Origin of the sequence: Pseudomonas sp. NFR02, assembly GCF_900119375.1 — a bacterium.
In the GTDB taxonomy this organism is placed as follows: domain Bacteria; phylum Pseudomonadota; class Gammaproteobacteria; order Pseudomonadales; family Pseudomonadaceae; genus Aquipseudomonas; species Aquipseudomonas paracarnis.
Window position 1 is genome coordinate 114,360 of record NZ_FPJJ01000002.1, and the last position, 12,467, is coordinate 126,826.

General features: G+C 60.3%; 15 protein-coding genes and 2 tRNA genes. 9 read left to right on the forward strand and 8 right to left on the reverse strand.

Annotation, left to right across the window (positions count from 1 at the left end; genetic code table 11):
- The first annotated feature begins 4 nt into the window (after positions 1-4).
- Positions 5-81: transfer RNA gene (locus tag BT199_RS06260), tRNA-Pro, on the forward strand.
- A 188-nt stretch (positions 82-269) separates the two neighbouring features.
- Here BT199_RS06260 and BT199_RS06265 read toward each other — a convergent pair.
- From BT199_RS06265 to BT199_RS06275, 3 genes are read right to left on the reverse strand one after another with little or no spacing between them, the layout of a single operon-like run.
- Entirely contained in the window at positions 270-1,568 is a 1,299-nt protein-coding gene (locus tag BT199_RS06265; protein ID WP_014716868.1) for an NAD(P)/FAD-dependent oxidoreductase, read from the reverse strand.
- 60 nt (positions 1,569-1,628) lie between these two features.
- A complete protein-coding gene (locus BT199_RS06270; protein ID WP_014716869.1) occupies positions 1,629-1,802 on the reverse strand; it encodes a DUF3094 family protein in 174 nt (57 codons plus the stop codon).
- A gap of 54 nt (positions 1,803-1,856) precedes the next feature.
- Positions 1,857-2,486: a DUF1780 domain-containing protein gene (locus BT199_RS06275; RefSeq protein ID WP_003188431.1), complete on the reverse strand. Its 630-nt coding sequence runs from the start codon at positions 2,484-2,486 to the stop codon at positions 1,857-1,859.
- 129 nt (positions 2,487-2,615) lie between these two features.
- On the opposite strand from BT199_RS06275, the gene BT199_RS06280 reads away from it, so the two are divergent.
- Positions 2,616-3,305 carry an energy-coupling factor ABC transporter permease gene (locus tag BT199_RS06280; RefSeq protein WP_038448869.1) on the forward strand — a complete coding sequence of 230 codons (690 nt, stop codon included), beginning with the start codon at positions 2,616-2,618 and terminating at the stop codon, positions 3,303-3,305.
- A 64-nt stretch (positions 3,306-3,369) separates the two neighbouring features.
- Entirely contained in the window at positions 3,370-3,585 is a 216-nt protein-coding gene (locus BT199_RS06285) for a hypothetical protein (protein WP_003171680.1), read from the forward strand.
- Here BT199_RS06285 and yacG read toward each other — a convergent pair.
- Genes yacG through BT199_RS06305 form a run of 4 tightly spaced genes read right to left on the reverse strand, consistent with a single transcriptional unit; the run spans position 3,582 to position 6,470 of the window.
- Positions 3,582-3,782 carry a DNA gyrase inhibitor YacG gene (gene yacG / locus BT199_RS06290; protein ID WP_072434163.1) on the reverse strand — a complete coding sequence of 67 codons (201 nt, stop codon included), beginning with the start codon at positions 3,780-3,782 and terminating at the stop codon, positions 3,582-3,584. The two genes, BT199_RS06285 and yacG, sit on opposite strands and share 4 nt — an antisense overlap.
- Positions 3,779-4,402 carry a dephospho-CoA kinase gene (gene coaE / locus BT199_RS06295; RefSeq protein WP_032903992.1) on the reverse strand — a complete coding sequence of 208 codons (624 nt, stop codon included), beginning with the start codon at positions 4,400-4,402 and terminating at the stop codon, positions 3,779-3,781. Before coaE ends, yacG begins: the two co-directional genes overlap by 4 nt.
- Entirely contained in the window at positions 4,399-5,265 is an 867-nt protein-coding gene (locus tag BT199_RS06300; protein ID WP_020301293.1) for a prepilin peptidase, read from the reverse strand. The genes coaE and BT199_RS06300 overlap by 4 nt, the downstream gene beginning before the upstream one ends.
- Positions 5,262-6,470, reverse strand: a complete 1,209-nt coding sequence (locus BT199_RS06305) for a type II secretion system F family protein (protein ID WP_020301292.1) — start codon at positions 6,468-6,470, stop codon at positions 5,262-5,264. The genes BT199_RS06300 and BT199_RS06305 overlap by 4 nt, the downstream gene beginning before the upstream one ends.
- Positions 6,471-6,671: 201 nt before the next feature.
- Here BT199_RS06305 and BT199_RS06310 point away from each other — a divergent pair, with 201 nt between their 5' ends.
- The 3 genes from BT199_RS06310 (at position 6,672) to BT199_RS06320 (ending at position 7,680) form a co-directional block, all read left to right on the forward strand.
- A complete protein-coding gene (locus BT199_RS06310) occupies positions 6,672-7,085 on the forward strand; it encodes a pilin (RefSeq protein ID WP_014716874.1) in 414 nt (137 codons plus the stop codon).
- Between the two features lie 64 nt (positions 7,086-7,149).
- Positions 7,150-7,225: transfer RNA gene (locus BT199_RS06315), tRNA-Thr, on the forward strand.
- A gap of 149 nt (positions 7,226-7,374) precedes the next feature.
- Positions 7,375-7,680, forward strand: coding sequence for a DUF6388 family protein (locus BT199_RS06320; RefSeq protein WP_014716875.1), 306 nt, complete (start codon positions 7,375-7,377; stop codon positions 7,678-7,680).
- Positions 7,681-7,729: 49 nt separating this feature from the next.
- Here BT199_RS06320 and nadC read toward each other — a convergent pair whose 3' ends face one another.
- On the reverse strand, positions 7,730-8,578 hold the full coding sequence (gene nadC, locus BT199_RS06325) for a carboxylating nicotinate-nucleotide diphosphorylase (RefSeq protein WP_072434164.1): 849 nt from the start codon (positions 8,576-8,578) through the stop codon (positions 7,730-7,732).
- A 245-nt stretch (positions 8,579-8,823) separates the two neighbouring features.
- Here nadC and BT199_RS06330 point away from each other — a divergent pair, with 245 nt between their 5' ends.
- The 3 genes from BT199_RS06330 (at position 8,824) to ampE (ending at position 12,429) form a co-directional block, all read left to right on the forward strand.
- Positions 8,824-10,971: a DUF1631 domain-containing protein gene (locus BT199_RS06330; protein WP_072434165.1), complete on the forward strand. Its 2,148-nt coding sequence runs from the start codon at positions 8,824-8,826 to the stop codon at positions 10,969-10,971.
- Between the two features lie 61 nt (positions 10,972-11,032).
- Complete coding sequence (gene ampD / locus BT199_RS06335; RefSeq protein WP_014716878.1) at positions 11,033-11,596, forward strand: 1,6-anhydro-N-acetylmuramyl-L-alanine amidase AmpD; 564 nt, start codon at positions 11,033-11,035, stop codon at positions 11,594-11,596.
- A complete protein-coding gene (ampE, locus tag BT199_RS06340; RefSeq protein ID WP_014716879.1) occupies positions 11,593-12,429 on the forward strand; it encodes a regulatory signaling modulator protein AmpE in 837 nt (278 codons plus the stop codon). Before ampD ends, ampE begins: the two co-directional genes overlap by 4 nt.
- Positions 12,430-12,467 lie beyond the last annotated feature (38 nt).

Sequence of the window (12,467 nt, forward strand, 5' to 3'; positions counted from 1 at the left end):
TTACCGGGGTATAGCGCAGTCCGGTAGCGCGCCTGCTTTGGGAGCAGGATGTCGGGAGTTCGAATCCCCCTACCCCGACCATATTAAAAATCCTCGTATCGAAAGATACGGGGATTTTTTTTGTGCTCGCAAATTCTGAATTCACCGCAAAATAAAGTGGGAGCGGGCTTGCTCGCGAATGCGGTGGTTCAGTCAAAAATGTACTGACTGACACAGCGCATTCGCGAGCAAGCCCGCACATTTGCCAGGCCTCCTTCGAGACCAGGTTGTTAGTGCAATTTAAGGCGTGGCTCGGTGCCGCGGCCGATCTTGCTGCCCAGCATCAGCATCGCCGTGCGGAAGAACCCATATAGCGCCATCTGGTGCATGCGGTACAGCGACACGTAGAACATCCGCGCCAGCCAGCCTTCCAGCATCACACTGCCCGTCAGATTGCCCATCAGGTTACCCACCGCGGAAAAGCGCGACAGCGAGATCAGCGAGCCGTAGTCGGTGTACTTGTAGGTCGGCAGCTCCTTGCCTTCGATTCGTAGCTTCAGCGACTTGGCGAGCAATGAGGCCTGTTGGTGAGCCGCTTGGGCCCGTGGCGGTACATTGCGGTCGGTGCCCGGCTGCGGGCAGGCGGCGCAATCACCAAAGGCGAAGATATTTTCGTCGCGGGTTGTTTGCAGGGTTTGCAGGACTTGCAGCTGGTTGATGCGGTTGGTTTCCAGGCCGTCGATGTCCTTGAGGAAACCGGGGGCGCGGATACCGGCCGCCCAGACCTTGAGGCTGGCCGGAATCACCTGGCCGCTGCTGGTGATCAAGGCGTCGGCAGTTACTTCACTGACCGCCGAGTTGGTCAGTACCGTCACCCCTAGTTTCTCCAGGGTCTTGTGCACTGGCCCACCGATCCGCTCCGGCAGTGCAGGCAATACCCGCGGGCCGGCTTCGATCAGGGTGATATGCATGTTTTCCGGCTTGATACGGTCCAGGCCATAGGCAGCCAGCTCATGGGCAGCGTTATGCAGCTCGGCGGCCAGCTCGACCCCGGTGGCACCGGCGCCCACGATGGCGACGCTGATCTGTTCAACGGCGTCGGTCTGCCCGGCATGGGCGCGCAGGTAGTGGTTGAGCAGTTGCTGATGGAAGCGCTCGGCCTGCTTGCGGGTATCGAGGAACAGGCAATGTTGCGCTGCGCCCTCAGTGCCGAAGTCGTTGGTAGTGCTGCCTACCGCAATCACCAGGCTGTCATAGCCCAGCACGCGGGCAGGCACCAGTTCGCGGCCTTCTTCGTCGAGGGTTGCGGCCAGCTGGATTTTTTTCTGCTCACGGTCAAGCCCGCTCATGCGCCCTAGCTGGAACTCGAAGTGGTTCCATTTCGCCTGGGCAACATAGTTGAGTTCGTCTTCAGAGGAGTTCAGTGAGCCGGCCGCCACTTCGTGCAGTAACGGCTTCCAGATGTGGGTCAGGTTGGTGTCGACCAGCGTGATGCTGGCCTTGCCACGCTTGCCCAGAGTCTTACCCAGGCGGGTAGCCAACTCCAGGCCGCCGGCACCGCCGCCGACGATAATAATACGATGGGTCATGGGGATATCTCGCAAGGCTAAAAGAAATCGGAGCAGTTACCTTCGCGAGCGCCAGGCGGCTCATAGCGTCAGGTAACTCAATAGGCGGCTCAGCGCACCGAGCCCGATTACCACGACCAGCACCACGCAGAGGAGCAGCCACGGCCGGAAAGGCTTGCGCTCGACTCTGTGCTGGGTAAGTCGCAGGTACTCTTCGACACGCTCTTGGTCATCGGGTTTCAGGCGGCTGGTCATAAAGGCCTCGTCAGGTAGACGTTGCAAAGGGGCGCCACGTTACAGCCAGGGGCATCAAAGGCTGATGCCGACATCAAACACTATGCTGCGGCCCAGGTTGTTGCGCAAGAAGTCCGGCGCGTCGGGATGTGCAAACAGCACCCTGGCAAAGGTTGGCCCCACCAGTGACAGCGAGCGCCAGCCTTGGCGCAGGTATTCGGTCGGCGGCGGAAAATGGCTGTTGAGGTCCAGCACTTCGCGTTTGAGGCTGGTAAACGCAATGAGGTCCAACTCCCCCAGGTCCATGCCGCGTTCTTTGTAGTTGTGGGCTTTTTTACGCAGTGTGGGGGCCAGGCGCAGCAGGAATTCATGGGCCGGAATGCGCCGTGGCTTGGCTTCGCGCCGTACCAGTTGGCTCAAGGAGAAAGCACTGCGCCTGCGCAGCAACTCATCGCGCCACTCGTCGTTCAGGCGACGGCCCTCGTCCAGCACAAAAAAGACCTCGAAGCTGGCGTCGCGAAACAACACGTCGGGCGGCTCCTGGCCCGCAGCGTGAAACTCTTCGACGCGGTAGGGCACGTTCAAGCCTTGCAGCAGGCGCTGGCAGACCCAACGCTCACGCTCCCACTTGCGGGCATTGGACAGAAACGCATTGGCTTGTTCGGCTGCTACGGTGAGCAGGCGCAAATAATCTGAGTCATCCATAGTCGCAGCTTAGCGTTCAAATGATGACCACAGGAAGTCTTGCCTTAAAAACGCGGGTGTAGAATGCTGATGTGGAGCAGGCCCAGGGACGAGGTGTGTGATGAGGTTTTTGGTAAAGGCAGAGCATCCGTGATCAGTGCAGCGGTTCTGGCACCCCAGACGCTCGGCCTCGGCTGGCTGGTGTATGCGCCCGTGTTGATGTGGGCGATGCTGCGCTCGCCATGGGTGGAGTTGTTTGCCGACCGTCGGCGCCAGCACTTGCTGTTCGGCACGGTGTTCGCGCTGTTCATGCTGTGGCTGGTGCGACGGGATTTCGATACCGGCGTGTCCTACCACTTTATCGGCATGACCGCCGTGACCTTGCTGCTGGATTGGCCGCTGGCAATCGTCGGTGGCTTTGCCGCCCAGCTTGGCTTGATGCTGTTGGGGCGCCAGGATCTGGCCGCGCTTGGCGTCAATGGCCTGCTGCTGATCGTGCTGCCGGTGCTGGTTACCGAAGGGTGCGCGCTGTTTGTAGAGCGGGCGCAGCCGCGAAACCCCTTTGTGTATATCTTCTGTTCGGGCTTTTTTGCTGCCGCCCTCTCGGCATTGCTATGCCTGTTGGCCGGCTTGGGCTTGTTGTGGTTCGACGGTCTTTTTGCGATGCCTGAGTGGTTGGAAGATTTTGTCGGTTACCTGTGGCTGATCATCTTTCCCGAAGCCTTTATCAACGGCATGGTCATCAGCGCGCTGGTGGTGTTTTGCCCGGAATGGCTGGAGACGTTCAACCGCACTCGCTACCTCTCGGCGCCGTGGAAGGACGACGATTCGCGGCGTTGATCCAGGTCAAATGCCAGGCCGCGGCGCGGGTCCATGCTCTGCAAAATTTTCAGGAGCACGGACAATGAGTGTGTACGAGTGGGCACGGCAGGAGTTGCGCAGAAGCCAGGATGCAGCGCAGGAAATCGGTTTTGACCCCGGCTTGACCTTGCGGGCCATGCTCAGTGCGGTCGTGCAGCAAAGCAAGGGTGTACGCAGTTTTGAAGACCTGGCCGACGAGTTGCAATACCTTGCAGAGAACCTCGACGACCAGCAGGAATATGCCTTTATGCGCCCTTAGTGGCGTGGCGGCAGGTCTTCGGAAAACAGTTCATCTTCGGCGTCAAGGGCCACGGGAATCTTGTGTTCTTCAGCGGCCCAGGCGCCCAGGTCTATAAGCTTGCAACGGTCCGAGCAGAACGGTCGGTTGAGGTTGGTCGCTTTCCATTCCACGGGTGCACCGCAGGTTGGGCAGTCGACGGTCAGGGGTTGGCTCATGATCGGCCTCCACGCAAAGTAAGGTAAAAGTGGTGCAGTCGCTCGACCTCGCCGTGCAGCCAGGCGAGGTCCTTATCGTTGACCAGCACGTCATCGGCATGGTTCAGGCGGTCTTCGCGGCTGGACTGGGCCTTGAGAATCGCCTGCACCTGTTGTTCGCTGATGCCGTCGCGCTGCAGGGTACGCTGAATCTGCAGTGATTGCGGCACGTCGATCACCAGGATGCGCTGGGTCATGCTGTACTGCCCGGACTCGATCAGCAGCGGCGACACCAGGATCGCGTAGGGCGATTGGGCGCGTGCCAGGTGGCTGCGAATTTCCTCGGCGATCAGCGGGTGCAGCAAGGCTTCCAGCCACAGGCGCTCTTGCGGGACCTCAAAGATCAGTTTGCGCAGCGCGGCACGGTCCAGTTGGCCGTCGGCTTGCAGCACGTCGCTGCCGAAGTGTTCGGCGATGCGTGCCAGGGCCGGGCGGCCAGGCTCGACCACCCAGCGCGCGGCGTGATCGGCATCCACCAGGTCGATGCCCAGCTTGATAAAGTGCTCGGCCGCAGCACTTTTGCCGCTGCCAATGCCGCCCGTGAGCCCAAGAATCCAGGGTGTTGCAACAGAAGTGGTCATCTGAAACCGACAGACTGCAAATAGAAGTCGGTTATTTGACCACCCCAGAGCAATGCAATCCAGCCGGCAATTGCCAGGCAGGGGCCAAACGGCATCGGCGCTGACACCTGGGCCTTACGCAAACGCAGCAGGATCAGCCCGGCAAGCACGCCCAGCAGCGAGGCCATCAGCAGGGTCATCGGCAGAATCTGCCAGCCGCCCCAGGCTCCCAGCAAGGCCAATAACTTGAAGTCGCCATGGCCCATGCCGTCTCTGCCGGTGGCCAGCTTGAACAGCCAGAACAGGCACCACAAGCTCATGTAGCCGATAACCGCGCCCCACACTGCATCGGGCAGTGGCGTCAACAGGTCAGCACTGTTGAGGATCAGCCCCAGCCATAGCAGCGGCAGCACCAGCACATCCGGCAGCAGTTGGTGGTCCAGATCAATCAGGCTCATGCCCAGCAAGCCCCAACTCAACAGCATCACCGCGCCGGCTTGCCAGCCGAAGCCGAAGTGCCAGGCGACAGCGGTTGAGATCAGCGCGCACGCGAGTTCGGTGAGGGGGTAACGCAGGCCGATGGGCTCACGGCAGTGGGCACAATGCCCCCGGAGCAACAGGTAGCTGAGCACCGGGATATTTTCCCAAGGCCGAATCGGTTGATTGCAGCGCGGGCAGCAGGAGTTCGGACGCATCAGGTTATAGGCCGGCCCACCGGGCTCGGCTGGCAAGTCGAGAATCTCATGGGCCTGGGCACGCCATTCCCGCTCGAGCATTTTGGGCAGGCGCCACGCCAGCACATTGAGGAAGCTACCGACGATCAGGCCCAACACCAGCGCCAGGCCAACAAACGCCCAGGGATGTTCGCTCAGCAGCAGGCTCAAAATGCCGTCCCCAATTGGAACACCGGCAGGTACATGGCCACTACCAGCGCGCCGACAATCCCTCCCAATACGACCATGATCAGCGGCTCCATCAGGCTGGTGAGGTTGTCGACCAAGGTATCCACGTCTGACTCGTAGTGGTTCGCGACTTTTTCCAGCATGCGGTCCAGGGTGCCGGACTCTTCCCCGATTGCGGTCATCTGGATCGCCATGCCTGGGAACAGGCCGCTGTTATGCATCGATTGATTCAACTGCATGCCTGTGGATACATCGTGGCGCATACGTTCGATTGCCTGTTTGAAGGGGCCATTGCCGACGGCGCCGGCCACCGAACCCAATGCCTGTACCAGAGGGACGCCCGCCGCAAAGGTGGTGGAAAGTGTACGAGCGTAGCGGGCGACCGCAGATTTGTGCAGCAGTTTGCCTGCCATGGGCACTTTCAACAAACCTGCTGCCCACCAATGGCGAAACCCCGGGTAAGTACGGTAGGCGTGGCGCCCCGCAACCAGCGCCGCGCCCACACCCAGCCCCAGCATCCACCACGCCTGTTGCAGCAGTTCCGACAGCGCGATGACCCCCAGGGTAAACCCCGGCAATTGGCCGTTGACCCCGGCGAACAAGTTCTGGAATTGCGGCACCACATGGATCAACAGCACTGTGCTCACCCCTGTGGCAATTACCAGTACCGCGAAAGGGTAGGTCATGGCTTTCTTGATCCTGGTTTTGAGCCGTTGGCTTTTTTCCAAATGAATCGCCACGCGCTCCAGCAGGGTTTCCAGGGCGCCGGCCATTTCGCCAGCCGCCACCAGATTGCAGTACAGCTCATCGAAGTGGCGGGGATATTGACGCAGGGCAGCGGCCAACGGGTGGCCGCTGGCAATATGCTGTTTCAACGCCTTGACCAGTTCGCGCAGCTGTGGGTTTTCGACGCCTTCGCTGATGATGTCGAAGGCGTGCAGCAGCGGGATGCCGGCTTTGAGCAAGGTGGCCAACTGGCGAGTGAACAAGGCGATATCTGCAGGCGTTATTCGCGTCTTGAAGATGTGTAAACCATAAGATTTCTTGCGCACACGCTCAGGGCAGATCCCTTGCTGGCGCAGTTGCAGCTTGATCAGCGCAAGGTTATGGCCGGCGATTTGCCCGGACACCCGGCGCCCTTTGCGGTTGATGCCTTCCCAGGCATAAATTGTCGACGTGTCGTTCATGTGAGGTTGACGCACCCAGGTCGTGAAGAATTTATAGCTTAGTCAGGCGGCGGATTCGGACAGGCTGGCGCTAGGCGATAAAATGTCAGATTGTGCGTCTCGCAGGCGATGGACTGCGTGGGGATGAGTACACTGGCGCCGTTGCACACTACGGGGCGCAGGACGTGCCTTGTCATGGTTCTATTCTGGAGAGTGAAAGAGATGCGTCAAAAAGGTTTTACCTTGATCGAGTTATTGATCGTCGTGGCAATCATCGGCATTTTGGCCACCATTGGCCTGCCCATGTACACCAAGCACCAGGCCAAGGCCAAGTTCACCGCGGGGTTGGCTGAAATCAGCGCGTTAAAGGCCGGCTATGAGGACGTCATCAACCAGGGCACCACGCCGACCCTTTCCCTCATCGGGGGCACCAGCCCTACCGCCAACTGCGCGATCGAGGTGACAGGCGATGTGGCCTCGGGCGCAGGCACCCTGCGTTGTGAAATCCTCGATGCACCCGCGCCCGTGCTCGGCAAGACCATCACCTTGACCCGCAGCGCCACCACCGGCTGGAGCTGTGCCACCACGGTAGAGCCGCAGTACGCTGCCAAGGGCTGCGGCGCCAACGGCGCGTGACAGTCGCCGGGCGGTGAGCGAGCAAGTTGCTGCATGCCCAATGCAGTGCTAGCTTTAGCCCACCGCCCGTGTAGCTCAGCCGGTAGAGCAGCGCACTCGTAACGCGAAGGTCGCAGGTTCGATTCCTGTCTCGGGCACCACAGGCACCACTGTTTCAACGGCAATGTTTTCAGATGATCCCAGAATGGTTCTGAAGGCCAGGTGAGCCGGGCATTTGCGCCCGCTCTTTTGTAACTGCGCAACCTTGAAGACCCAGATGCATTCCCATTCCTCGATCTAAGAGAACAATATGACCACGACCGAAATGACCCAGGCCGCTCGGCACGAACAAGCACTCAAGCACTACCTTGAGGACACGCCGCAGCTTAAAGAAGAGATCAAGGACCTGAGTGCCGACGATCAGCGCGACCAGATTCAGTGGGCATTCGAAGATGAGGCCGAGAGTCAGGGCTACCAGCCTTGGGAGCTGACCCTCAAGTACACCTCGACACCACAAGAGTTCGAAGCTGCGCGGTTGGCCTTGCACAAAGAGGCGGCCGAGGTGCTGGGTGTCGATTGGGAAGAGTACTGCGAGATGAATAATCTTGTAGTTTAAAAGCAGCCTGTAGGAGCGAGCTTGCTCGCTCCTACAGTTACGGCATCTTTCAGATACTGAGGCGCATCGACAGGTCCACCGCCTTCACATCCTTGGTCATCGCACCGATGGAGATGTAGTCCACGCCGGTTTCAGCGATAGGCAGCAAGGTGGTTTCATTGATCCCGCCGCTGGCTTCCAGTTTGGCCTTGCCGGCGTTCAGGCGCACGGCTTCGCGCATGTCGTCCAGGCTCAGTTCATCCAGCATGATGATGTCGGCACCCGCCGACAGGGCTTCACGCAACTCCTCCAGGTTTTCCACTTCGATTTCCACGGGCTTGCCCGGCGCGATCTTGTGGGCGGCGGTGATTGCTTGGGCAATACCACCGCAGGCGGCGATATGGTTTTCCTTGATCAGGAACGCGTCATACAGCCCGATGCGGTGGTTGTGGCAACCGCCGCAGGTCACCGCATACTTCTGCGCCAAACGCAGGCCGGGCAATGTCTTGCGGGTGTCCAGCAGCTTGACCTGGGTGCTGGCGACAAAGTCCGCCAAAAATTGCGCACGGGTGGCAACCCCTGACAGCAATTGCAGAAAATTCAACGAGCAACGTTCACCACTGAGCAGCGAGCGGGCAGGGCCCTCAAGGTGGAACAACGCCTGGTTGGGGCTCACCCGTTCACCGTCAGCCACCTGCCAGTGCACGGCAACCCGAGGGTCCAGTTGACGAAACACTGCGTCCACCCACGCCGTGCCGGCGATAACAGCCGCCTCACGGGTAATGATCGTGGCCTTGGCCAGCCGTTCGGCCGGGATCAACTGCGCGGTGATGTCACCACTGCCGATGTCTTCCAGCAGTGCGCGGCGCACGTTGGCTTCGATTTCGGCGGTGAGGTCGGCAAGACGGAGGTTCGGCATAACAGGCTCCACAAACAAAGTGCCTCGATTATAGGGCCAGCGTGCGTTCTAACCCAGGCTCGCCACTCATTTACCGCACAAAGTCAGAGTGTGCTGGCGCAACTGCCCTCGTTTGCAAGATAATCTCGCGCCTTGCAATTGGCGTCATAGCTTTGACGTCTTGGTGGTGATCGGGTATTTGCAGTGCCTGCCGGGCCTGCGCTCCGTCTCTCCACCTCTCAAAACCGCCGTTTCAGGAGGCCAGGATGCACAATGACGGGAAGGTGGTGCCTATCAACAGGGCGCAGGCCACGCCATCGCCGCTCGCGCGCCTGCCGGTGGTGTTGCTGCAGGTGCGTGACAAGGCTGCGCAACAGCTGCAGCAAGGCTTGCAGGAACTGTTCGATAACGCCGACGACACCCTGTTCGAAATGGCCGAAAAGGCCCGTAGCACCGTCGACCATCATATTTTTTTCGAGGCCATGCGCGACCTGCGCCTCAAGCGCAAGAACTTCGAGCGCGTGTTCATGGAGCAGCTGTTCGTGGCGTTCGCCAACCTTGGCCAGGCCCGGTGCAGCGGGGCACACCTGGTGCCGGTGGTGTCTTATGAGGAGGTCCCCGGCACTGGCGCCGATGACGTGGAAAAAGCCGTGGCCCTGGAGGCGATGCTCGGTCGTGTGCATCACCGTGATGGTTTGGCGCTGGGGCAGTTGAACGCGCGCGTAAGTGCATTGCTCGGCAGGCGCCTGGACGATCCTGAAAACCCATTGGGCCCGGCGCGGTTGTGCGAGTTTTTCCTGCAAGCAGGGCGCAGCCTGGGGGTGGAAATCCGCGTCAAGCTGGTCATGCTCAAGCTATTTGAGAAATACGTGCTCAGTGACGCAGACTTGTTGTATGGCGAGGCCAACCAATTACTGATCGCCACTGGCGTATTGCCGGAACTCAAGGCGCTCCCATCCCGTCGAGCCGGCGGACGTGCGGCCCGGGAGCACCAGCATTGCACCGGCCAGGCGATGGCCGACCCGCCGCTGGATAAAAGCGGCCAGCAAGCGTTCAGTGCCTTGCAGAAGTTGCTGGTAGCCGTGCGTGGCAGCGTGGCCCCGACCCTTGAAGCCAGCGCCGAACCGCAACCTGTTGTCAGCCGCGATCTGCTGCGTCTGCTGTCGCATCTGCAGCAATATGTACCGGAGCCGGAGTGCGAGGACGATTTCGACCTGCGCAACCAGCTGGAACAGCTGCTCACCCGGGTCAGTGTCAAAAGTGGCAAGTCGCGGGTGTTAGAAGAAGCAGACGAAGATGTGATCAATCTGGTCGCCATGCTGTTCGAGTTCATGCTCGATGACAGCAGTGTGCCGGACGCTTTCAAGGCGCTGATCGCTCGCTTGCAGATCCCGCTGCTGAAAGTGGCGGTGCTGGACAAAAGTCTGTTCAGTTGCGCGGAGCATCCCGCGCGGCGCTTGCTCAATGATATCGCGAGCGCCGTCATCGGCTGGAGTTCGCCCCATGACCACACACGGGACAACCTCTACCTGTGTATCGAGCAACTCGTACAGCGCTTGCTGAATGAGTTCGTCGAAGACCCGACGATTTTCTCCCAGTTACTCACCACCTTCAGCGAATTCATAGCCCAAGAGCGCAAGCGCAGCGAACGCCTTGAGCGATATACCCGTGACGTCGAGCAAGAGCATCTGCATATCAAGGTGGCGCGCCAGCGTGTGGCGCACGTGCTCAATCGACGGCTCGTGGGCGAAACCTTGCCGCAATCGGTGCTGCAATTTGTACAGCAGGCCTGGAGCCAGGTGCTGTTAGTGGCCGTTCTCAAGCACGGTGAACACTCGCTGCAGTGGCAGACGGCGCTGCGCACCCTGGATGAATTGGTCTGGAGCGTCGGCCTGCGTGAAGACACCGAAGCGGGCCGGCGTTTGCTCGAGCAATTACCCGGGCTGCTCAAGGCATTGCGTAGTGGGTTGGCCGATGCGGCGTTCGATCCTTTCAGTACCCGCGAGTTCTTCCTGCGGTTGCAGGCCATGCATGTTGAGCCGCTCGACAGTGAGGCGCTGGTTGAAGTCCGTGAGCCTTTTGCCCTGTGGGCTGGCCCGCCGGCTGCCGACGAACCACTGCCCCCTGATGACCCCGACCTGCTCAAGGCCCAGCAGTTGCGCGTCGGTGACTGGGTAGCGTTGCTGCAAAATGAAGCCGGTAACCTGCGCTGCAAGTTGACCGCAATCATGCCGCCCGCCGATACCTATATTTTTGTCAGCCAAGCGGGTCTTAAGGTGCTGGAGAAAAGCGCGGGCCAGTTAGCCTTGGCGTTCAAGCAGGGCGCCCTGCATACCTTGAATGATGGCCCGCTGTTCGAACGTGCACTGGCCGCCGTGGTGGGCGACCTGCGGCAACTCAATCGCGGCAAGTGATCGCAACCGCAGGGTGGAACGCGGCATACTGGTCACACCTCGTCTCACTCAAGGAGCCTGTATGCAGTTGGACCCCGCCAGCGGTTGGTGCCAGGGCATTCGTCATTGCCCTTCGCCCAACTTCAACGAGCGCCCTGAAGGCGAAATCTCGCTGTTGGTGGTGCATAACATCAGTTTGCCTCCGGCGCAGTTCAACACCGGTAAGGTGCAGGAGTTTTTCCAGAACCGCCTGGATATCTCAGAACATCCCTACTTTGAAGGGATTGCCAGCCTACGGGTGTCTGCGCATTTTCTGATTGAACGTGACGGCACTGTGACGCAATTTGTTTCGTGCCGTGACCGGGCCTGGCATGCCGGTATTTCCGTCTTTGAGGGGCGCGAGATCTGCAACGATTTTTCTCTGGGAATCGAGCTGGAAGGTACGGATGACCTACCGTTCACCGATGCCCAGTATGCGGCGTTGATCGACTTGGCACGCCAACTGTTGGCCGCTTACCCCGCGATCACCCATCAACGTATTTGTGGTCACAGCGACATCGCTCCGGGTCGCAAGACCGACCCGGGCCCCGCTTTTGATTGGATGCGCTTTCGCAGCGCCCTGCAGGATGGAGGACACGAACGATGAGTTTCCTGGTGTTGGTGCTGGCGGTATGGATCGAGAAGTTCTCGGCCTTGCGCCTGCGGTTGCAGCGCGACGGTGGATGGCTGCGTGAGCTGGCCAAGCTGGAATCGAGCCCGCGCATGGGCAAGCGGCCCTGGTTGATCCTGCTGGTATTGGTGCTGCTGCCGGTGGCGTTGCTGGCGTTGTTGTTGCTGGTCCTGGAGCCAGTGGCCTATGGCCTGTTGGCATTGCCGGTGCACTTGCTGGTGGTGATCTACAGCCTGGGCCGTGGCGATCTATTGGCCGGGCTGGGGCCGTTTCGCGATGCCTGGCGGCGCGGTGACCTGCAAGCGGCCGAGCATGTGGCCGAACGCGACCTCAAGCTTGGTGCCGACAGTGGCGAGCAACTGCTGGAGCGTGTTCAGGGCTACCTGCTGTGGCAGGCGTATCAAAGCTTTTTCGCGGTGATTTTCTGGTATTTCCTGCTGGGCCCGGTGGCCGCCCTGGCGTACCGCCTGTTGGCGCTGGCCAGCGAAAACAGCCAGAACCCCTTGGTGGCCGAGCGCGCCACGCAATTGCGCCACGCGTTTGACTGGTTGCCGGTACGCCTGCTGGCGGCCAGCTTTGCCTTGGTGGGCAATTTCGTCGGGGTCAGCCGGGTGATGCTCCACGAACTGCTGAGCTGGGACATCAGCGCTGCCCAACTGATGGAAAAAGTCGGCCTGGCCGCCGCGGAAATTCCTCCCCCCGTGGTGGGGGCCGATGGCATCAACAGCCTGGATCGCCTGTGGGAGCTGCTGCTACGTGCGGCAGTGCTGTGGTATGCCGGGTTTGCCATCTGGACGGTGTTGCCCTGAGTAATAGCGGCGGGGTGCATCCATCACTCCCGCCGTTA